Below are 20,105 nucleotides of genomic sequence, written 5' to 3' on the forward strand. Positions count from 1 at the left end.
ACGCAGCCTATCCACCAAATACACATATAGGAGTCATCCCTAATGAGCATCAATATTCAACTGATCCAGTCCAGTGGTGCAGCCGTGAAAGACCTGGGTGTTCCGGTTGCCGAGCACTTTTATGACTATATGTTTACGCATTTTCCAGAAGTCCGGAAAATGTTTCCGGGAGACATGACCGAACAACGTATACGGCTTTTTAATTCGGTCATTCTGATTGCGACCACTATCGACAATCTGGAAGTGTTGGTCCCCTATCTGAAAGAACTGGGCATTTCACACATCAAATATGATACGCGTCCGGAGCATTATCCCATCGTCGGTAAAAGCCTGCTCAACACCCTGAAACATTTTCTGGGCGCTGCATGGACCCAGGAAATGGCAGAATCCTGGATTGAGGCCTACAACCTCGCGTCCACGGTTTGTATTGAGGCAGCCTATGAGGCGATGGCTCCTTCCCGTTTTGTCCCGGTCACCATCGACGACGTTCCGCCTGCTGTGTGATTCAGACATACCGGTGGCGCAGGGATATTTCCGCTGCGCCACGCTGATGAGGTGACGCCATGGAATACGAAATTTGTCTGGAGCCCTCCGGTGTCCGCTTCAAGGCGGATGAAAGCCAGAATATTGTCGAAGCAGCAAAAGCCCATCATGTGGCCATTAAACATGGATGCGCCAGCGGTTCCTGCGGAGATTGCAAGGGCACCATCCTGTCCGGAGAAAGTGAGCAGGGACCCTTCATGCCCCTGCTTTTATTGCCAACCGAGCGCGCTGCGGGCATGGCCATTTTGTGCAAGCTTTATCCGCGCAGCAATCTGCGGCTGCAGGCTGAAGTGATTTCCGGGGACGTCTGGAATACTGAAATTGTGGGGTTGAGCAAACTGGCCTGGAATGTGCTGGAACTGCGCTTACGGCCGGAAAAACCCTATCCATACCGAAGCGGGCAATATGCACGGATGGCCGTGCCGGGGCAGGAAAATCAATGGCGTTCTTACTCCATGGCCACCCCTCCGCAGGACTGGGGCGAGTTGGTTTTTCATATTCGTGAACTTCCGGGTGGTCTGTTCAGTCGCTGGCTTTTTTACCGGGCACAGCCCGGCGAAGTAATCACGCTCGGACCGCCACAAGGGGACTTCGCTCTCCAGGATAATACGCGGCCCCTGCTCTGTATTGCCGCAGGAACAGGATTGGCACCTATTGAAGCCATCATTCAGGAAAGTATGCACATTGGGCAAACCCGCCCGATTCATCTTTTTTACGGCGCCAAAAAACAGCGGGATTTTTATCATCTGGAAACCCTGCAGCAATGGGCCGGACAGTATGCCCATTTCACTTTTACACCCACCATTTCCGATGGCGAAGATACGCAGTGGAAAGGTGCCCGCCGTCTTCTGCCCACGGTGGCAGCCAACGGCCACTGGCAGGATCATGAAGTGTATCTGTGTGGCGGACCCAGCATGATAGAAGCGGCCATCGATCTCCTGCGTTCTCACGGCGTGCCTCATGCGCACATACATTTCGATTCTTTTGCACCCAACGGTTAGCGCGATTGGAGGAGATGAAGATGAAAGTACAAATTCTGGTCTCGAAATGGTGCCCGGTTTGCCCGCGGGCTGAAGCAGTATGGAAACAAGCTGCGGAAAAGGTGCCGATGGAACTGCAGGTACTGGATGTGGCGGATCGCGAAGGGCGCGAAATCGTCAGCAATCTGCGCATTAAAACGGTCCCGGCCATTGTCGTGGACGGTGCCCTGAAGACAGTGGGCGCACAGCCTCTGGGCGAAGTGCTGAAAATGCTCGGTGCCCAATGAATACAACCTACTGAATGCGCCTGAACAAAGCTTCGGCCACGTTCATGTCCCGTAGAAACACACCACAACCTTTTTGGAGAATGTCATGACACCCATAGATCAGATCATGCAACAGGACCATGAACGCCTGGATCAACTTTTGGAGCAAAGTGCCCAGGCTGTCCGCCAAGGCGCATGGCAGGAAGCTGCGCAGTTCCTGGAAGCCTTCCGCCACGGCATTGTTGATGGTCATATGGTCGTGGAAGAAGGCACCTTATTCCCTGCCTTCGAGCTCCAGGAAGGCAGCGAAGATCATCCTCTGACCGCGCTACTCCGCAAGGGGCATCAGGATCTGCGAGTGTTTTTTGAAGAAATGGCGGAGGCCATTGCAGACCGGGACGCCGAAACCTTTGACGATCTGCTGAGTACCGTACAAACCATTCTCAAACAACACGATGCCAAGGAAGAAACCGAACTTTATCCCTATCTGGCTGCAGCATTGGCGGATCAGGGTGAAGCTGCGGGAAAGCGTATTCTCGACTTTGAGGCGGAGGCCACATCATGAGTGAATATAATGGTTGCGAACTGCCTGAAGACCTGTTTTATGATCTCGATTATGCCTGGGTGCGCCCGGAAGAGGACGGTACGCTGACTATTGGCGTTACGGACCCCGCGCAGACCATGTCGGGCCGCCTGCAAAAAGCCCGTATTAAAAAAATCGGAACGCATCTGGAGGCCGGACGGCATGTGGCTACGCTGGAAAGTGGCAAGTGGGCAGGCGGCGTACCCGTGCCCTTTGCCGGTGAAGTCATTGCCCGCAACGAGCAATTGTTGGAAGACCCGCACCTGATCAATATTGATCCTTACAAAGACGCCTGGATTGCCCGCGTCAAACCGGATGATCCCCAGCATGCCCTGGACAATGTGAAAACCGGCAGCGAGGCAATTGAAGCACTGGAGGCCTGGATCAAACGGTATGGGGTGCAGTGCATGCGCTGTTCGGAATAGTTCATGAACCAGGCCGCAAGCCGATTTACGCTCAGCCCGCCCGCGCCCTTTCGCCTGGACCTGACCGTCTGGGTGCTCCGTCGTCAGGCCCATAATCAGATCGATGACTGGGATGGCGAAATCTATCGGCGGGCCTGGCAATATGTAGGAAACAGACTGGAGGTCCGGCTTTGGCAAACTCAGGCAGGCAGGACGCCACTGCTGGAAGGAGAAGTCCGGGGGAACTGCGTTGATGCGTCAAGCGTCGCGTGGGTCAGCAGGCAGCTTACCTGGATGCTGGGTCTGGACCAGGATCTTCGCCCCTTCTACGCGATGGCCGCCAGGGACTGGCGGCTGGCAGCTCTGGCGGATCGCTTTCAGGGATTCAGGCCGCCACGTTTTTCCTCCCTCTTCGAAGCGCTGAGTAATGCCATTGCCTGCCAGCAATTGAGCCTGCATGTCGGCATTCTCCTGCTCAACCGCATGGCAAGGCTGTGCAGAAACGATCCCGAAGCAACGGACTTGTTTGTGCCTTTCCCGAACCCTTCCACCTTACTGCAGCAGGAAGCAGCCAGCCTGCGCAGCCTGGGATTCAGCATCCAGAAGGCGGAGTTCTTGCACGGAATTGCAGAAACCGCTGCGGCAGGCCAGTTGGCGCGTGAAAACTGGCAAGACCTGAGCAATTCTGAAGCCGCACAGCGCCTGCATCAGTTGCGCGGTATCGGCCGTTGGTCTACAGAATATATGTTACTGCGCGGGCTGGGGCGTCTGGACGTGTTCCCCGGTGATGATGTAGGTGCCCGCAAGGCTTTGTATCAGTGGCTGGAAGAAAAGTCTGCTCCGGACTATATGCAGGTAGCCAAAAGGTTGCAGCCTTGGCAACCCTATGCCGGCATGCTGTATTTTCTTCTGCTCTTAAACCGCCTGGAGAAGGAGGGACATCAATCATGACATCCCATTCGCCGTTACGATCTCAGCCCCCTGAGATCATTACCTGGCGCGTCTATGAGCGCCCCCTGCCGGCAGGCTACCACGTGCTCGCTGAACGTCTCTGGCCGCGCGGGGTGCGCAAGGAGGATCTTCCCCTGGACAACTGGCCCAAGGAACTCACACCCAGCACCGCTTTGCGTCAGTGGTTTGGGCATGTAGAAGATCGCTGGACCGAGTTTCGTGAGCGTTATCTGAACGAACTCGCCGAACACCAGGAAGAAGCCTGTCGTTTACTGGATAATGCGGAAGGTCGGCCGGTCATTCTGCTCTATGCCGCCCACGATAAAATCCATAATGGTGCCGTGGTACTTCGGGAGTTTTTGCTATCACAGTCCTGTTGATCCCGACACCATCACGACCGACTATTTCAAACGTTATTTCGTATGACCGGCAGCCCAACACTGCAGGGCACGTGGATCGGGAATATCCAGAACGCGGCGGTTGACTGTAATCAGCCCGGCTTTGCGCATACGCAATAGCAAGCGGGACAGGGTTTCCGGGGTCAAGCCCAGACGGGCAGCCACTGCTGATTTTTTGGCGGGAAGCTCCACAACGGCTGCAGCATCCAGAGCCGGACACAAATCCAGCAGATAACTCACCAGACGCTGCTCTGCCGACTCGACACTGAGCTGGCGGAGCTCCTTGACCAGAAAATGCAAGCGCATACTCAGTCGCGCCAGCATCTGCCGCATCAACTGAGGTCTTTGTTCCAGAATCTCCAGAAACAAGGCGAGGGGTATTTCCAGAACCGTTGTGGAACCTTCCGCAGCAGCCGTTACTGGATAACGTCCCCCCAGAAAGGCAACCGCTTCGGCAAACAGATCATTTTCCTGAATAATTTCAACAATTTTTTCCTGACCAGTGGTGGCGGCGGCAATCAGATGAATACGACCGGAAAGAACCAGATAAAAGGCATTTGCCGTCGCCTTTTCGACAAACAGAATATCGCCCGATCCCAAATGGACTGTTTTGCTGTGCTTCAGCAAGGAATCCAGCAACGCTTCTGGCCAGGCCGAAAAAAGCGATGTTTCGCGCAGGTGTGAAGATACATTGTCCGCGATGGCTTCCATCAAAATATGCGCTCACTGGAGAAAGAGGCAGGATAGTCACCGCCGGACAGCACCGCAAGCACAGAAATACCCTGGCAAGCATGATCCACCCTCACTGGACCAAAAGTTGGCCCATGAATTGCTTTATGAAATGGCAGTCTGGACAATGAAGTCCTCGCGCACCCACTATGGGGCGCGAGGTTTTTTTGTAATGGGGTCGGGTAGTGGGAGGAAAAATGAGCGGTGAAAATCTCAATATCGGTTTTGTTGCACTGACAGATAGCGCGCCCTTGATTGTGGCGCGTGAGTTGGGTTTTTTTGCGGCTGAGGGACTCGCTGTCACCCTGCAAAAGGAGCCTTCCTGGGCCAGCTTGCGCGATCACCTGCTCTTTGGGGATCTGGTGGCTGCCCATGCCCTGGCGCCACTACCAATGGCCGCAACGCTGGGAATTGCTTCCCCGAAAATACCGGTGAGCACTGCGCTGACACTTTCCCTGAACGGGAATGCCATTACGGTCAGCAATGGTTTACACCAATGGCTCCGCGATACCGGATTTACAGGAGCGGAGCCTGCCATCGCCACCGCCCAGGCATTGCGCCGCATTATCGAGACAGAACCTGCCAAAAAATTGCGTTTTGCCGTCGTTTCTCCCGTATCCAACCATCATTATCAACTGAGGCACTGGCTGTGTGCTGCCGGTATTGATCCGGATCAGGATATTCAGATTACCGTGGTTCCACCCCGCCATATGGTTGCCGCGTTGCGCGCAGGAGAAATAGATGGTTATTGCGTAGGAGAGCCTTGGGGAAGTCTGGCGGCTGCAGAAAACGTCGGTATTCCGATTATCGGCAGTTACGCACTCTGGAACAACCTGATGGAAAAGGTATTGGCCGTACGGAATGACTGGTCACAGCGCGAACCTGACTTACATCTGGCGATGATTCGCGCCATCCTGACTGCCAGTCTATGGCTGGATAACCCTCAACACCGCCTGGAAGCCGCGCCCTGGGTTGCCAACGCCATTGGTGTTTCCCGTGAAGTTGTGGCCATGGCATTAACGGGTAATGTCCCCGGTCTGGCTCAACAGGAAGATTTTCATGTATTTGCGCGTTACTCGGCCAATTTTCCCTGGCATTCCCATGCCTTGTGGCTGGCTCGCCAAATGCAGACGGCGGGTCAATGGCCTCAAGGCGTGGACAGCGAGACATTGATTCCACAGGTATATCGTTGCGATATCTATCGGCAGGCGGCAAAGGCGCTGCGCCTTCCCGTTCCCAATACGGATTTTGTCGACTGGGGAAATCACGCCCAATCCTGGCAGGTTCAGAGCGATGATGGGCATCCCATTATCATGGGACCCAACCTGATTTTTGATGGGAGCACCATCACCCGCTGAGCGGCGATGCACCATCATTGGGCCCCTTCTCGGGGAATATGCACCAGCCTTGTACACCCATCACCCGCAGAATGCCCAGCAAAATCCCCGTGCACTGCCTAAAAATAACGATTCAGAGTAACTTCGCAATCATGGCATGGAAAATGCTCTAGCCAACTCAGCACTGTTCACCGATGAACAGCGTTTTGGGACGAAGGCGTTCCTGGCTCATGCGGGCCGGGAACGCCTTTTTCTTTGGCTTTTATCCGCTTTAGAGGGACGCTCCATGAAAGAACTTTTAACCATGCTCCGAAGTGGAAACTGGCGCGCTTTGGTCGCCAGCTTTCTCTATTTCGACACGGGCTTTACTGTCTGGTTGCTGTATGGCCCGCTGGCCCCCTACATGATTCACTCCTTGCATCTGAGCGATGCGAAACAAGGCTTTTTAGTCGCAGTACCCATCCTCTCTGCGGCAATTTTACGCGTGGGCATGGGCAACCTTTACCAAAGCATGAATGGTCGCTGGCTGGCGCTGGGTGGTGTCGCACTATCCGCTATTCCGCCCCTTTTTCTGCTGCTTTATCCGGGTGTACCCGGTTACTCACTGCTCATCGTGCTCGGTGTGCTACTGGGTGTTGGCGGAGCCAGTTTTGCGGTTGCCCTGCCCATGGCCGGAAGTAATTATCCTGCCAAAGTGCAGGGAACCGTATTGGGCATAGCTGCTGCTGGAAACATTGGAGCGGTACTGGATGGTTTTCTCTTTCCACCCCTGGCCGCCCATTTTGGCTGGGCGCACGCAACTGCTGCCGCCCTGCCCTTGCTGGCTCTGGCCGGTGTGAGCCTGTTTTTCTGGGGCAAGGATAGCGCCCCCAAAAGCGGTCGGGTAAAACCCGCATTACTGGGCTTTGTGGTAACTCTGGCAGGTTTGGCAGTTCTGGCTGTAGCAACACCCATGGGTTGGTTGGGATTGCAGGGTAAAGCCGCTCTATTGATGCTACCCGTATACGGCGTATTGCTGACAGGGATTTTTCTCCCGCAACGCTATCGACTGACCCTCCGCGAACGCGATACCTGGGTGATTATTCTGATATACGCCATCACCTTCGGCGGCTTTGTCGGCATGTCTGCCTATGTCAGCCTGCTCATGGTTACTCTATACCATTTGCCCAAAGTGGACGCTGGCATGCTGATGGCACTGTTTGCTTTTACCGGAGCCATGTTGCGACCTTTGGGCGGTATGATTGCTGACCGGATCTCGGGTGCTGCTGCACTACGCTGGTTTTTAGGTGGTATCGCGCTGATGGATATGGTGTTTGCAACCTGGACCCCGCCTCTGGATCTGGCCATTGGCTTCTTACTGATTCTGTATGCCTGCTTCGGTCTGGGAAATGGTGCCACGTTTCAACTGGTTCCCCTGCGCTGGCCTGAAAAAACCGGCATCATGACCGGTATTATTGGTGCTGCAGGTGGAATAGGCGGCTTTTATCTGCCCGTTATTCTGGGCATCACCAAGCAGGAAACCGGCACCTATCACCTGGGCTTTGCCTTCTTCGCCGTACTGACGAGCATCGCACTGGGGCTGGTACTTGTCCTGCGCCAGCAGTGGTTAAGCTGGTCTCATCATGGAACGATGGCTGTAGCCATGGAGGAAACGCCCTCAGCTTTATCCGAAGCCAGCGCCGTTACTGACTGAGTTTTCACTAAAGTCCCCCATCACAACTTGCGGTTCTTCCAGATGCGTTTGCTGACGCATCGGGAGTTCTGCGCTCTTTATCAATGATTTCATGGCTAAATTTATTCTGGAGACCCAATCATGCCTTCTCTGAAAAAAACTGCTGCGTATCTCGCCGTTATGAACGCTCTACTAATCACTTTGGCAGGAACTTGGGCCAATGCAGACACTCTGAGCGATGCCATTACCCAGGGACAGGTTCATCTGGATTTTCGTCCTCGTTATGAATTCATGTCGCAGGCCGGGAAAAAAGATGCAAATGCCTTTACCGTACAGACGCTGCTGGGCATCAGCAGTAAACCCATTGCCGGTTTCAGTGCTGATCTGCAATTCATCAACGTAGCGGGCATCATCAACCAGTACAACAGCTTACGTAATGGCAAAACGGCGTATTCGGTTATTCCCGATCCGGATGAAAGCAACGTCAATCAGGCCTATCTGCAATATGCCGGCATTCCCGGATGGAAATTGCGTGCGGGTCGGCAGGTAATCAATCTGGATGATGAACGTTTTGTAGGTGCTGTGGGTTTCCGCCAGACCCCCCAGACTTTTGATTCCGTATCCATCTCCGGAAAACCGATGAAGGATCTATCCATTTATGGTGCCTATATATGGCGCATCAAGAATATACTGAATGAAAATGTACCCTCACAAACCATACTCAGCGAAATCAGTTGGTCACCGTCTTCATTCATTCATGCTCAGGGCTTTGGCTATTGGTATGGCAACCAGGCACATAGTGCCATACCCGGTGCCGCCGCCTGTTTTTTGTCGGGAAACGCCCAGGTCTGCAACAGCCAGACGCTGGGACTGCGGGTCGGGGGAGTTATACCCCTCACCCATACACTGAAACTGCCCTACGATCTGAGTTATGCCCGCCAGCTACCCTATGACGGCGGCAGTGCGGCTATCAATGCCTCCTACTATCACCTGAGTGCCGGACTGGCACTGCCATCCGTTGCGCTCCATGCCAATTACATGGTGATGGGGGCCAACCATCAGGGAAGCTACGGCTTTCAGACCCCATTGGCTACCAAGCATGCCTTTAACGGTTGGGCAGAGGTATTTCTTACCACCCCCCCAAAGGGGCTGCGTAGCCTTTACTTTACGGCTACTGGAAAAATCATGAAAACCCAACTGATGACTACCTATTACGATTTTCAGGCTGATCATGGCGCTGCCCATTATGGGAATGAGCTGGATCTATCCGTAACCCATGGTTTTTCCAGACATTGGAGTGCCGGGGTGCAATATGCGGACTACCGGCGGAGCAGCTATGGGGTCAATACCGAAGGAGCCTGGGTGTTTGTCAATGCAAAATTCTAGTCAGGCAGCGGGAGCAATTGCACTAATTTGGTGCGGTTGCACCAGGCCTTGCACTGATTTCTGACAATCTGATCGGGGCATAAAATTTAACATTTTGTTTTTATTAAGATCATCACCAGGCACATCTATTGCTTAATAAGTTTCGAAGCGATTCGCGAGGATCGCCGGTATGCAAAACGGCAAAGGCGTCGTCAGCAATTCAGCTGACTGACGCCTTTTTTCTATTTTGGGAGCCCAGCAATGCACATTACAGTTCCACGAAAACCCCGTCTGGTCGTTGTCGGCAATGGCATGGCAGGCATCCGTGCGGTCGAAGAACTTTTGAAAATGGCACCGGATCTTTATGAGATCAGCGTATTCGGTGCCGAACCCCATCCCAACTACAACCGGATTCTCCTGACTCCAGTGCTGGCCGGAGAAATGACTCTGGAAGAAACCATCCTCAATCCTCTGGAGTGGTATGCCGAGCATGGAATCCAGTTATTTACCGGTAATCCAGTGACACGCATTGATCGGGTCAAACGCCAGGTTATTACCGCCGATGGCAAAGCGACCCCCTATGATCGTTTACTGCTGGCAACCGGCGCAGCCGCTGCCATGGCGCCCGTACCGGGAAATCATTTGCCGGGCGTTCTGAGTTATCGGGATATGGCGGATGTGGAAGCACTGACCAAAAGCAGCGCGCTCGGCGGTCAGGCCGTGGTCATCGGTGGCGGCCTGTTGGGACTGGAAGTTGCCCATGGTCTGCGGGCCAGGGGAATGGGGGTCACGGTCATTCATCGTCGCGCCTGGCCTTTGGACAAGCAACTGGATCAACGGGGTGGTGTTCTTTTGCAAAAAGCCATGGAAGCCCGGGGCGTCCGGTTTTTGCTGGGTAAGGAAACCGCAGAAATTCTCGGCACGACGCATGTCACCGGACTGCGTTTCAGCGATGGCACGGAAATTCCGGCGGATGTGCTGGTCATGACCATTGGCATCAAACCACGCATCGAACTGGCCCAGGCTGCAGGCTTACAGTGTGAAACCGGCATTCTGGTCAATGACACCCTGCAAACCTACGACCCACGCATTTATGCCGTGGGAGAGTGCGTCCAGCATCGCGGTCAGACCTATGGTCTGGTAGCTCCCCTGTTTGAGCAGGCCAAGGTAGCCGCCAATCATCTGGCAGAATATGGACGGATGCGCTATCAGGGTTCCGTCACCAGCACCAAGCTCAAGGTTACCGGCATCGAACTGTTTTCTGCAGGGAATTTCACGGGCGGAGAAGATTGCGAAGAAGTCACACTGCTGGACGGCAGCCAAGGGGTTTACAAAAAAGTCATCCTCCAGGAAAACAGGGTGGTGGGTGGCCTGCTCTACGGCGATACCAGCATCGGTCCGTGGCTGTTTCAACTCATGCGTGACGGCACCGACGTATCGGCCTTTCGGGATAATATTGTTTTTGGTGAAACCCATCTGGGGGATGCCGGTCATTCCGGAGAAAATCAGGCGGCGCGCCTGCCGGACAACGCCGAAATCTGTGGCTGCAATGGCGTGGCCAAAGGCAGCATTGTCAAAGCTATCCGCGAACAGGGATTGTTTACTCTGGACGATGTACGCAAATGTACCAAGGCCAGCGCTTCCTGCGGTTCCTGTACCGGTTTGGTGGAGCAGTTATTGTCCAGCACCCTCGGCGGATTTTATGACAGCACCCCGAAGAAAAAGGCCCTGTGTGGCTGTACTGAGCTCAGTCATCAGGAAGTTCGTGATGCCATCGTCAAGGAAAAGCTCCTCTCGGTTCGCCAGGTCTTTGCTTATCTGGAATGGCGCCACCCCGCCGGCTGCGCCACCTGCCGTCCGGCCGTCAATTACTATGTGCGGACCGCCTGGCCCATGGAAGGTCTGGACGATCCGCAATCCCGCTTCATCAATGAACGGGCCCATGCCAATATTCAGAAAGACGGCACCTATTCGGTCATTCCCCGCATTTATGGAGGGGTCACCAGTCCTGCGGAACTGAAACGTATTGCGGAAGTCGCCGAGCGCCATCACGTCCCCATGGTGAAATTTACCGGCGGACAGCGTCTCGATCTGCTTGGGGTAAAAAAAGAGGATCTGCCCAAAATCTGGGCGGAGCTGGATATGCCTTCGGGTCATGCTTACGGAAAAGCTTTACGTACCGTCAAATCCTGTGTGGGTAGCGAATTTTGCCGTTTTGGTGTGCAGGATAGTACCCGCCTTGCCATTGAACTGGAAAAAAATCTTGAACGCATGTGGGCACCCCATAAGGTCAAGCTCGCCGCATCTGGCTGTCCACGTAACTGCGCCGAGAGCACCATCAAGGACGTGGGGATTATTGGCGTGGATTCGGGCTGGGAAATCTATGTGGGAGGGAATGGCGGCATGAAAGTGCGCGCTGCTGATCTGCTTTGCAAGGTAAAAACCCACGAGGAAGTTCTGGAAATGGCCAAGGCATTTTTGCAGATGTATCGGGAAGATGCCCAATATCTGGAGCGCACCGCGCCCTGGGTAGAACGGATCGGACTGGAAAAGATCAAGGCCACCATAGTCGACGACGCCAACACCCGAAAAACCCTGGCAGAACGCATGGATTTTGCCCTGTCTCAGGAAAAGGATCCCTGGAAGGAAGCTGTATCCGGCCGGCTGGATATTCACGCAGCCCCCATACGCCGTATTCCGGCCTGAGGAGAACAACATGGAATGGATGGCATTAGGTACTCTTGAAGAAATTCCTGCTCGGGGTGGTCGTTATGTAGAGACACCATTGGGAGAAATTGCGGTTCTGCGCAATGAAAATGATGAAGTTTTCGCGGTCAGCAACCAATGTCCCCATCGCGGCGGGCCTCTCTCCGAAGGGTTTGTTTCCGGCAAACTCGTTTTTTGCCCTTTACACAACTGGCAAATTGATCTGGAAAAGGGCGAAGCCGTAGCACCGGATTCCGGCTGTGTCAAAAGATTTCCCATCCGTATGGAGGGCGGGCAGATCTGGCTGGGCTTGCAGGAAATCACCCCATGAGCCTGCTTCGCACCCAACAATCCGTCCCCTTGCAACGTCTGGAGAGCAAATCCGTTTGCCCTTACTGTGGAACCGGCTGTGGCGTCATCATCGAACATGATGGTCAACAGATTACCGGGGTACGCGGCGATCCCGATCATCCAGCCAATTATGGTCAGCTTTGCAGTAAAGGCAGCACCCTGCATCTGAGTTGTCATGGCAGTGATCGGGCCAGTGAACCACTTCGGCGTGACCGGGCCAGTGGCGACTGGACAGCGCTCAACTGGACTGCGGCACTCACCCAAATGGCGGAGAGCTGGGCGGAAATCATCCACCGGCAGGGACCCCAGGCCGTAGCCCTCTATGTTTCCGGGCAACTCCCCACAGAAGACTATTATGTGGCCAACAAACTGGCCAAAGGCTTTATTGGCACCAATCATATTGATACCAATTCCCGCCTGTGTATGGCTTCCGCTGTCACCGGTTACAAACGCAGCCTGGGGATGGATTCCGTCCCCTGTGCCTATGAAGATCTGGAAGAAACGGATTGTCTGTTTATTGTCGGTGCCAATGTGGCCTATGCCCACCCCATTCTGTTTCGGCGCATTGAAGCCGCCAAACTGCGCCGCCCGGAACTCAAAATTATCGTTGCGGATCCACGTCGCACCCCCACGGCATCCATCGCTGACATTTTTTTACCCCTGCAACCCGGTACGGATGTCGCGCTCTTCCACGGCATGCTCCATATCCTGATCTGGGAAGATCTCATTGATCGGGAATATATCGCAACCCATACCGAAGGCTGGGAAGAACTCAAGGTACGGGTTCAGAATTATACCCCGCAGCGGGTCGCCGAAATCTGTCATATTTCCGAAGCGGAACTCCGCGCTGCTGCCCAGGCTTTTGGAGAATCACCCAGCGTCCTTTCCCTTTGGTGTCAGGGGCTCAACCAGTCCAGTCACGGCACCGACAAAAATAGCAGCCTCATCAATTTGCATCTGGCGACCGGGCAAATTGGCCGTCCCGGAGCCGGGCCTTTCAGTCTCACCGGACAACCCAACGCCATGGGTGGCCGGGAAACCGGAGGCATGCCCGCCCTGCTTCCCGGTCATCGGGAAGTGGCCAATCCCGGGCACCGTTCTGAAATAGCTGCCCTTTGGGAGATTTCCAACATTCATCCCCAACCCGGATATACGGCGGTCCCCCTGTTTCAGGCAGTAGAACGGGGCGAAATTGAAAGTATCTGGATCAGCTGTACCAATCCGGTATTGTCCATGCCCGATCAACAGCAGGTTCAAAGAGCGCTTGACCGGGCCCGGCTGGTCGTTTTGCAGGACAGTTACCTCGGCACCGAAACCGCCGACTACAGTGATCTGCTCCTCCCCGCAGCCAGCTGGGGAGAACGGGAAGCGCTGGTCACCAATTCCGAACGGTGCATCAGTCATCTGCAAAAAGCCGTACCCGCTCCTGGAGAAGCGCGTCCCGACTGGATGATTTATCGGGATTTTGCTTTTGCCCTGGGAGCAGCTTTGGATCAACTCCAGCATCCCCTCCCCGATCATCACGATAGCAGTTGGCATGACCGGGCAAAGCGTCTGTTCGATTTTCCGGACTCTGCCAGTATTTTCCGCGAATATCAGCGCTGCACCCGGGGGCGGGATCTGGACATCAGCGGTCTGGACTTTGCACTTCTGGACAGTCAGGGACCACAGCAATGGCCCTTCCCGACTGGAGCCAGGAGCGGGCAAAAACGCCTTTACAGTGATGGTGTTTTCCCTACTCCCAGTGGTCGTGCCCGGTTTCATGCGCCAGAATTTCAGGGGGTCGCCGAAGAAATTGATGCCCGTTATCCCCTCCGGCTGACTACCGGCCGCTTGCGCGATCAATGGCACTCCATGAGTCGTACCGGCAAAATCCCCGCACTGTTTGCCAGCGACGAGGAGGCTTTTCTGGAAATACATCCGGAAGATGCGCAACGCCTGAAACTCAAAAACGAGGATCTGGCCCGGGTCATCAGTCGACGTGGCGAAAATGTATTTCGCGTGCGCATTCAAAAAGACCTGCAGCCAGGGCTGGTTTTTGCCCCCATGCATTTTGGCCGGCGCTTTGCACCTGCTGCCCTCTGCAACCAGCTCACTTTGCCCGCCATTGATCCCGTTTCCGGGGAGCCCGAGTTCAAACACACTGCGGTTCGCATAGAACCGGCCATTTTCCCCTGGCAGGGCACGCTCCTGCGCCTGCACAGCGACGAAGCGCATTTTCAGGCCGCACAGCGTATTGCCAGACACTTTCCTTATGCCAGCCTGAGCCGAATACGTCAGGATCAACGCGAAGGTTTCATTTTACGTCTAGCCGGAGAAAAAGCTCCGGCCATACGGGATATTCATGCCTGGGATCAGGCGCTCGGCATGGATGGTCTGGAAGTGCTGGATTATGACGATGCCCGCCGCCATGTGCGCAAACGCCTCTGTATGCAGGGCAGGCAACTGCTGGCTGTGCGCCTGTTTGGTGAAGACGGAACCCGCGACTGGCTCCGCGAACTGATGCTGAGTGGCACCGATGTCGATGCTTACCGTCATGCCCTTTTTGCGCCCAAAGTGCCTGCTGATATGGCCGCGTGGACACGCTCACGGGGTATTTGTGCCTGCACGGGCGTCAATGAAGAACAACTGCGGCACAGTATTGCGGCGGGCAACATCACCTTGAGCCAAATCGCCCAGGATTGCGGTGCCGGAGGTGAATGTGGTTCCTGCAAACCGGAAATCATGGCGATGATTCGCATCGTCCATCAGGAGGCATCATGACGGTGAAATTGAATATGACCAGCCTCATCGGCCGTGTCGCCCGAGGCCGTGAACATGCAGAAGACCTGGACTATGCAGAAGCCAAAAAACTGTTTACGGACTGGCTGCACGGCGATTTACCGGAACTGGCCATGGGTGCCCTATGGACGGCCTACCGCATCAAGGGCGAAAGCGTCGAGGAATTACGCGCTTTTGCCCATGCTCTGGAAGAAAATATCGAATCCATCGCTTTCCAGCACAGCTGCCGGCCGGTCATTTTCCCCAGTTACAACGGCACCCGGCGTGGGGCCAATCTCTTGCCGCTGCTGGCTATGACCCTTACGCGTTGTGGCGTACCGGTGCTGATACACGGATTCTCTGCGCAGCACGACGCCCATGATCTCCTCTGGGCCGATCATGATCCATCCGGGCGGGTATACAGTGCCGACATTCTCCGTGAATTTGGACTGGCCAGCGCGGAAAACAGCCAGCAGGCCAACACCCTTCTGCATCTTCAGGGTCTCAGTTACCTGCCGGTGGATGCCCTTCATCCCGGTCTGGGCAAAATGCTGGCCTTGCGACAACAGCTCGGGGTGCGCTCCAGCGTACATACTGTCGTCAAGCTTTTTAATCCCTTCCAGAACCCCGCCGTACATTGTGCCGGCGTCACCCATCCGCCCTATTTGCTGCGCCTGCAGGAATATTTCCAGCGGGAACAAAGTACGGCACTCATTTTGCGGGGAAGCGAAGGAGAATGTTTTGCCAACCCCAAACGCCGTCCGGATCTGCAAGTTTGTCGGCAGGGTGAACCTGCTCTCTGGATGGAAAAAGACACGCAGCCCTTGCAACACATTCCTGCACTGCCCGAAAACCCGGGTATCTCGGCTACCTGTCGCCATATGGAAGCCGTCCTGAATGGACACTTGCCGCTGCCTTCGCCTCTGGTCGATCAGGCATCGTGCCTGCTTTGCCTGAGTGGGCGCTGCGCGGACTTGGACAGTGCGCGTCACCATCTTGCCCATCACTTTTCCCGTTACGCAGCCTGAACTGGAGCCTTCCCATGCAAACCTGCACAACCCCATTTCCTGTTTCCATTGTCGGTGCCGGCCCCGGCGACCCGGAACTCCTCACCCTCAAAGCCGCACGGCGCATTGCGGCTGCTGATATCATTTTTTATGATGCCCTCGCCAATCCCGGTTTACTCGACATGGCACCAGCTGGGTGTAAAAAAGTGGAAGTGGGCAAACGCGGCGGGCAGGACTCCACCCCGCAGATACGCATTCACGAACACCTGATCCGCTCGGCCCAACAAGGCTTGAGGGTAGTCCGTCTGAAAGGAGGAGATCCATTTCTCTTTGGGCGTGGAGGCGAAGAATGTCTGGCTCTGCGTGCCGCTCATATCGATTACGAAATCATCCCCGGCATCAGCAGCGGAATGGCAGCAGCGGCTTATGCCGGCGTACCGCTCACCCATCGTCATCGCAGTCAGTCGGTCATTTTCCTGACGGGGCACGAAGCCAGAGGAAGCCATCCTCCAGACTGGTCACGCTATGCCAAGGCGGCAGACACCCTGGTCATTTACATGGGCATCGAACGCATATCCGATATCTGTCAGGGTCTGATGGCTGGCGGTCTGGCTGCTGAAACGCCCTGTCTTGCCGTACAATGGGCGACCATCACGCAAAAACAGGTACAGGCGCCCTTGCAACAATTCAGTACAGCCATCCAGGCAGCAGAGCTAGGCAGTCCGGCGATTCTCATTATTGGTTCCGTCGTGGAATTGGCCGATATTTGTGCGTGGTTTCCCGGTGAAGCCGTTTTACCTGCACAACGCTTGCAACATCCATAAGGAAAAGCGCATGACCGAAGTGCAATTTCTGCTGGCACATGGTTCCCGCAACCCCCAGTGGCGAAAACCTTTTGAGCAGATCGCCGAAAAATTACAGTCAGCCCATCCGGAGCGACAGATTGTTCTGTGTTATCTGGAGATGTGGGAGCCATCTCTGGAGCAGGCCCTGCACTCAGCCTATGCATCGAGTTTACGCCACTTTCGCATATCCCCCTTGTTCTGGAGCAGCGGTCGTCATTTACAGGAGGATCTGCCTGCACTTCTTGAGCAGGTGCAGGTAACATTACCCGATTGCTTCATCCAGGTAGAAGGACCCATCGGCGAATCGGAAATCATCATCCAGGCCGCTCTGCAAGCGCTACAATGAGCCCATGCATCGCATCGTCCTGATCGACAATAATGTGGAGCGTGCAGAAATCCTCCGCGAAGCCCTCGCCAGCGAAGGGCAGATCGTCGTGGATATTTTTGGCTGGTCAGCACTTTCCTGGCAACGTCTGGAAAACCTGCAACCCGATGTCATCATCGCTGAAGCGGGCAGTCCTGAACGGGACGTGCTCGAACACATCGTCTTCCTCAGCGAAACCCTGGAACTACCGGTCGTGGTGCTGGGCGCCCCTGAAGATGAAGACACCATGCGGCGGGCTATTCGTGCCGGGGTGGCCGCCTATGTTGCCCATGGCATTTCCGCCCAGGATATTGCCCCCATTCTCAAAGTGGCGGCGCTCCGCTATGCCGAATATCGGCAATTGCGCAAAGAACTCAAAGACACCCAAAATGCCCTCTCCGAGCGCAAGCAAATTGAAAAAGCCAAGGGCATCCTCATGCGCGACCTGCAGATTGACGAAGCCGAAGCCTACCGGCGCATGCGGCGGCTCGCCATGGACAAAGGAAAAAAACTGGGAGAAATTGCCGAAATGATCATTACGGTGGGCGAAGCAGGCAGTTCCTGATCTCCTGGCCGGCCTCCACCAGATCATACTTCAATCCAACCCGCCATTAATCACGGCAAATTATCCATCTTGCCTGCAATAACGATGCTCTTTATGATTCCTGACTCCTTCCAGGGTTACGCCATGACTTTGCAGATGATTCCATGAATATTATCCAGAAGCTGATTCGCCCCGGAATCCCGGCAGCGATTTTCTCCGCCCTGCTTTTTGGTGCCAGCACCCCTCTGGCCAAAATTCTCCTGGCGACGGTCAGCCCCTGGATGCTCGCGGCCCTGCTTTATCTGGGTTCCGGCCTGGGGCTCAGCGTGTATCGGCTGCTGCGCCACAGTCCGCGCGTCCATTTATCGCGTACAGACACCTTCTGGTTTGGAGCCTCCGTACTGGCAGGAGGCATCATCGCACCCGTGCTGTTCATGTTCGGACTGCGGGGTGCGGCAGCATCCAATGCCTCCTTGCTGCTCAATGCCGAATCCGTATTCACCACGCTGCTGGCCTGGTGGGTGTTCAAGGAAAACTTTGATCGTCGGATTGCCTGGGGCATGTTCGCCATTGTGCTCGGCATGGTGCTGCTCAGCTGGCCCGGTGCCGGAACACTGCAATTTCATATCCAACAGTTGTGGCCAGCAGCGGCCATCATTGCCGCCTGCTTTGCCTGGGGCGTAGACAATAATCTGACCCGGAAAGTCTCCCTGACGGATTCCAGCTGGATTGCCGCCAACAAAGGTTGGGTTTCAGGTAGCGTCAATCTGCTACTCGCCTTATGGCTGGGCAGCGCAATACCGGCTCTACCGGATGCCATTGCTGCCATGGTTCTGGGATTTTTTGCTTACGGGGTCAGCCTCGCCCTGTTTGTGGTTGGCTTACGCCATCTGGGCAGCGCCCGCACGGGAGCCTATTTTTCAAGCGCTCCCTTCTTTGGGGCCATTCTCAGCGTCATCATCCTGGGCACTCCGGTCACCCCGCTACTACTGATCGCGGCAGCACTGATGGCCTGGGGCATCTGGATGCATCTGGATGAACGCCACGATCATGTCCATTCCCATGAGGCCATGGATCATGCCCACATGCATACCCACGATGCCCATCACCAACACGCCCACGCTTTTCCGGTTGCTCCAGGAACCCGTCATGAGCATCCGCATCATCACGAGCCCCTCACCCACAGCCACCCTCATGTGCCGGACATGCATCATTTACACAAGCACTGAATCCAGCCGGCAAGGGACATTTTTCAGGAGGCTATAAAGGCGCCACCCGAAACATTTCAAAGAAAATATCTACTGTAGTAGCATCATGACTCCCTTTCACACGGACGGGCATTATCCTGAACGACTGGATCAGCCATTTTACTTCACTCACTGCAGCGCCAGACAATGAAAAGGCGTTATTCAACAAGGCTCGTCCAGTGCAATGGGGGTCGGATCAAATCATTTTTCACGCCGGTACCCCCTGCAGCCAATATTTGTTGGTGCTGGAAGGCCAGATCCGGGTGCAACAGATTTCTGCAGGCGGGCGCGAAATCGTCCTGTACCGCATTGGCCCTGGTGAATCCTGCATTCTCACGACCGCTTGTCTGTTCAGTCATCGCCCCTATCCCGCCATGGGTATTACCGAAACAGCCGTGAAGGCGATCAGCCTGCCCAAATTGGTTTTTGATCAACTCATTGGCCAATCCGGCCTTTTTCGGGAATTCGTGTTCAATGCCTACGGAAATCGCTTGACCGATTTGCTCACCCTGGTCGAAGAAGTCGTCTTCACCCGTCTGGATATTCGCCTCGCCCGAAAACTTCTGGACCTGGGAAAACATGCCCAGATTATCCAGATTACCCATCAGACATTGGCTACCGAGCTGGGATCGGCCCGCGAAGTCATCAGCCGTGCCCTCAAAGAATTTGCATTGCGGGGATGGATCCGGCGAGGGTCAGGCCAAATTGAAATTATCCAGATGCAGGGATTGCAGCAATTGGCAAACTCGGAATCTGTTTCGTCCCGGTGAGAAAGTCACAGACATCTCCCTGCGAGTTGCCTACGATGAAAATCTCTGCTGACTTAACAAGGAGTCCAAAATGTCTGTCTCTACCCTGTTCAACGAAGGAATGGCCGACCGGCTGATTCGGATCATCGTCGGAATTATTGTCATTGCACTGGTTTTTGTCGGACCGAAAACCCCCTGGGGATGGCTGGGGCTCGTACCCTTGATCACCGGTTTGGTCGGTTGGTGTCCTGCCTACACACTCTTCGGCATCAGGACCTGCCCGCTCCGCAAATCCTGAGAGGAA

At 55.0% G+C, this 20,105-nt stretch carries 21 protein-coding genes; 20 read left to right on the forward strand and 1 reads right to left on the reverse strand.

What is annotated here, in order from left to right; genetic code table 11:
• Positions 1-42 precede the first annotated feature (42 nt).
• From H7F11_RS01735 to H7F11_RS01765, 7 genes are all read left to right on the forward strand, one after another.
• Positions 43-504 carry a globin domain-containing protein gene (locus H7F11_RS01735; protein WP_024895366.1) on the forward strand — a complete coding sequence of 154 codons (462 nt, stop codon included), beginning with the start codon at positions 43-45 and terminating at the stop codon, positions 502-504.
• Positions 505-563: 59 nt separating this feature from the next.
• The gene (locus tag H7F11_RS01740; protein WP_193649651.1) at positions 564-1,544 is read left to right on the forward strand and encodes an FAD-binding oxidoreductase; all 981 of its coding nucleotides are present in this window, start codon (positions 564-566) and stop codon (positions 1,542-1,544) included.
• A 20-nt stretch (positions 1,545-1,564) separates the two neighbouring features.
• On the forward strand, positions 1,565-1,810 hold the full coding sequence (locus tag H7F11_RS01745; protein ID WP_193649650.1) for a thioredoxin family protein: 246 nt from the start codon (positions 1,565-1,567) through the stop codon (positions 1,808-1,810).
• Between the two features lie 85 nt (positions 1,811-1,895).
• Entirely contained in the window at positions 1,896-2,354 is a 459-nt protein-coding gene (locus H7F11_RS01750; protein ID WP_193649649.1) for a hemerythrin domain-containing protein, read from the forward strand.
• On the forward strand, positions 2,351-2,797 hold the full coding sequence (locus H7F11_RS01755; protein ID WP_193649648.1) for a glycine cleavage system protein H: 447 nt from the start codon (positions 2,351-2,353) through the stop codon (positions 2,795-2,797). The genes H7F11_RS01750 and H7F11_RS01755 overlap by 4 nt, the downstream gene beginning before the upstream one ends.
• Positions 2,798-2,800: 3 nt before the next feature.
• Positions 2,801-3,727, forward strand: a complete 927-nt coding sequence (locus tag H7F11_RS01760) for a DNA-3-methyladenine glycosylase family protein (protein ID WP_193649647.1) — start codon at positions 2,801-2,803, stop codon at positions 3,725-3,727.
• On the forward strand, positions 3,724-4,107 hold the full coding sequence (locus H7F11_RS01765; protein WP_153940561.1) for a DUF488 domain-containing protein: 384 nt from the start codon (positions 3,724-3,726) through the stop codon (positions 4,105-4,107). The genes H7F11_RS01760 and H7F11_RS01765 overlap by 4 nt, the downstream gene beginning before the upstream one ends.
• A 33-nt stretch (positions 4,108-4,140) precedes the next feature.
• Here the strand turns inward: H7F11_RS01765 and H7F11_RS01770 are convergent, their stop codons facing one another.
• Complete coding sequence (locus H7F11_RS01770) at positions 4,141-4,836, reverse strand: Crp/Fnr family transcriptional regulator (RefSeq protein ID WP_193649646.1); 696 nt, start codon at positions 4,834-4,836, stop codon at positions 4,141-4,143.
• Between the two features lie 215 nt (positions 4,837-5,051).
• On the opposite strand from H7F11_RS01770, the gene H7F11_RS01775 reads away from it, so the two are divergent.
• From H7F11_RS01775 to H7F11_RS01835, 13 genes are all read left to right on the forward strand, one after another.
• Complete coding sequence (locus H7F11_RS01775) at positions 5,052-6,212, forward strand: CmpA/NrtA family ABC transporter substrate-binding protein (protein WP_193649645.1); 1,161 nt, start codon at positions 5,052-5,054, stop codon at positions 6,210-6,212.
• A gap of 136 nt (positions 6,213-6,348) precedes the next feature.
• A complete protein-coding gene (locus tag H7F11_RS01780; protein WP_227485172.1) occupies positions 6,349-7,884 on the forward strand; it encodes an MFS transporter in 1,536 nt (511 codons plus the stop codon).
• Positions 7,885-8,004: 120 nt separating this feature from the next.
• A complete protein-coding gene (locus H7F11_RS01785) occupies positions 8,005-9,249 on the forward strand; it encodes an alginate export family protein (RefSeq protein ID WP_193649644.1) in 1,245 nt (414 codons plus the stop codon).
• Between the two features lie 240 nt (positions 9,250-9,489).
• Positions 9,490-11,934, forward strand: coding sequence for a nitrite reductase large subunit NirB (gene nirB, locus H7F11_RS01790; protein WP_193649643.1), 2,445 nt, complete (start codon positions 9,490-9,492; stop codon positions 11,932-11,934).
• Positions 11,935-11,944: 10 nt separating this feature from the next.
• A complete protein-coding gene (gene nirD, locus H7F11_RS01795; RefSeq protein ID WP_193649642.1) occupies positions 11,945-12,265 on the forward strand; it encodes a nitrite reductase small subunit NirD in 321 nt (106 codons plus the stop codon).
• Positions 12,262-15,048 (forward strand): nitrate reductase, encoded by a 2,787-nt coding sequence (locus H7F11_RS01800; protein ID WP_193649641.1) that lies wholly within the window; start codon positions 12,262-12,264, stop codon positions 15,046-15,048. Before nirD ends, H7F11_RS01800 begins: the two co-directional genes overlap by 4 nt.
• Positions 15,045-16,073 carry a DNA-binding protein YbiB gene (ybiB, locus tag H7F11_RS01805; protein WP_193649640.1) on the forward strand — a complete coding sequence of 343 codons (1,029 nt, stop codon included), beginning with the start codon at positions 15,045-15,047 and terminating at the stop codon, positions 16,071-16,073. Before H7F11_RS01800 ends, ybiB begins: the two co-directional genes overlap by 4 nt.
• Positions 16,074-16,087: 14 nt before the next feature.
• Positions 16,088-16,876 (forward strand): uroporphyrinogen-III C-methyltransferase, encoded by a 789-nt coding sequence (gene cobA, locus H7F11_RS01810; protein ID WP_193649639.1) that lies wholly within the window; start codon positions 16,088-16,090, stop codon positions 16,874-16,876.
• A gap of 10 nt (positions 16,877-16,886) precedes the next feature.
• Entirely contained in the window at positions 16,887-17,243 is a 357-nt protein-coding gene (locus H7F11_RS01815; protein WP_193649638.1) for a sirohydrochlorin chelatase, read from the forward strand.
• Between the two features lie 4 nt (positions 17,244-17,247).
• Positions 17,248-17,826 carry an ANTAR domain-containing response regulator gene (locus H7F11_RS01820; protein ID WP_193649637.1) on the forward strand — a complete coding sequence of 193 codons (579 nt, stop codon included), beginning with the start codon at positions 17,248-17,250 and terminating at the stop codon, positions 17,824-17,826.
• A 143-nt stretch (positions 17,827-17,969) separates the two neighbouring features.
• Entirely contained in the window at positions 17,970-19,034 is a 1,065-nt protein-coding gene (locus H7F11_RS01825; protein ID WP_193649636.1) for a DMT family transporter, read from the forward strand.
• A gap of 197 nt (positions 19,035-19,231) precedes the next feature.
• Positions 19,232-19,822 carry a Crp/Fnr family transcriptional regulator gene (locus tag H7F11_RS01830; RefSeq protein ID WP_319803331.1) on the forward strand — a complete coding sequence of 197 codons (591 nt, stop codon included), beginning with the start codon at positions 19,232-19,234 and terminating at the stop codon, positions 19,820-19,822.
• Positions 19,823-19,892: 70 nt separating this feature from the next.
• Complete coding sequence (locus H7F11_RS01835) at positions 19,893-20,099, forward strand: DUF2892 domain-containing protein (protein ID WP_193649635.1); 207 nt, start codon at positions 19,893-19,895, stop codon at positions 20,097-20,099.
• Positions 20,100-20,105 lie beyond the last annotated feature (6 nt).

This window comes from Acidithiobacillus sp. HP-2, from assembly GCF_015100155.1.
Lineage (GTDB): Bacteria > Pseudomonadota > Gammaproteobacteria > Acidithiobacillales > Acidithiobacillaceae > Acidithiobacillus.

Excerpts from the sequence above, each read along its gene's own strand:
- H7F11_RS01735 (WP_024895366.1), top strand. The coding sequence starts at position 43 with ATGAGCATCAATATTCAACTGATCCAGTCCAGTGGTGCAGCCGTGAAA.
- H7F11_RS01740 (WP_193649651.1), top strand. The coding sequence starts at position 564 with ATGGAATACGAAATTTGTCTGGAGCCCTCCGGTGTCCGCTTCAAGGCG.
- H7F11_RS01745 (WP_193649650.1), top strand. The coding sequence starts at position 1,565 with ATGAAAGTACAAATTCTGGTCTCGAAATGGTGCCCGGTTTGCCCGCGG.
- H7F11_RS01750 (WP_193649649.1), top strand. The coding sequence starts at position 1,896 with ATGACACCCATAGATCAGATCATGCAACAGGACCATGAACGCCTGGAT.
- H7F11_RS01755 (WP_193649648.1), top strand. The coding sequence starts at position 2,351 with ATGAGTGAATATAATGGTTGCGAACTGCCTGAAGACCTGTTTTATGAT.
- H7F11_RS01760 (WP_193649647.1), top strand. The coding sequence starts at position 2,801 with ATGAACCAGGCCGCAAGCCGATTTACGCTCAGCCCGCCCGCGCCCTTT.
- H7F11_RS01765 (WP_153940561.1), top strand. The coding sequence starts at position 3,724 with ATGACATCCCATTCGCCGTTACGATCTCAGCCCCCTGAGATCATTACC.
- H7F11_RS01770 (WP_193649646.1), bottom strand. The coding sequence starts at position 4,836 with ATGGAAGCCATCGCGGACAATGTATCTTCACACCTGCGCGAAACATCG.
- H7F11_RS01775 (WP_193649645.1), top strand. The coding sequence starts at position 5,052 with ATGAGCGGTGAAAATCTCAATATCGGTTTTGTTGCACTGACAGATAGC.
- H7F11_RS01780 (WP_227485172.1), top strand. The coding sequence starts at position 6,349 with ATGGAAAATGCTCTAGCCAACTCAGCACTGTTCACCGATGAACAGCGT.
- H7F11_RS01785 (WP_193649644.1), top strand. The coding sequence starts at position 8,005 with ATGCCTTCTCTGAAAAAAACTGCTGCGTATCTCGCCGTTATGAACGCT.
- nirB (WP_193649643.1), top strand. The coding sequence starts at position 9,490 with ATGCACATTACAGTTCCACGAAAACCCCGTCTGGTCGTTGTCGGCAAT.
- nirD (WP_193649642.1), top strand. The coding sequence starts at position 11,945 with ATGGAATGGATGGCATTAGGTACTCTTGAAGAAATTCCTGCTCGGGGT.
- H7F11_RS01800 (WP_193649641.1), top strand. The coding sequence starts at position 12,262 with ATGAGCCTGCTTCGCACCCAACAATCCGTCCCCTTGCAACGTCTGGAG.
- ybiB (WP_193649640.1), top strand. The coding sequence starts at position 15,045 with ATGACGGTGAAATTGAATATGACCAGCCTCATCGGCCGTGTCGCCCGA.
- cobA (WP_193649639.1), top strand. The coding sequence starts at position 16,088 with ATGCAAACCTGCACAACCCCATTTCCTGTTTCCATTGTCGGTGCCGGC.
- H7F11_RS01815 (WP_193649638.1), top strand. The coding sequence starts at position 16,887 with ATGACCGAAGTGCAATTTCTGCTGGCACATGGTTCCCGCAACCCCCAG.
- H7F11_RS01820 (WP_193649637.1), top strand. The coding sequence starts at position 17,248 with ATGCATCGCATCGTCCTGATCGACAATAATGTGGAGCGTGCAGAAATC.
- H7F11_RS01825 (WP_193649636.1), top strand. The coding sequence starts at position 17,970 with ATGAATATTATCCAGAAGCTGATTCGCCCCGGAATCCCGGCAGCGATT.
- H7F11_RS01835 (WP_193649635.1), top strand. The coding sequence starts at position 19,893 with ATGTCTGTCTCTACCCTGTTCAACGAAGGAATGGCCGACCGGCTGATT.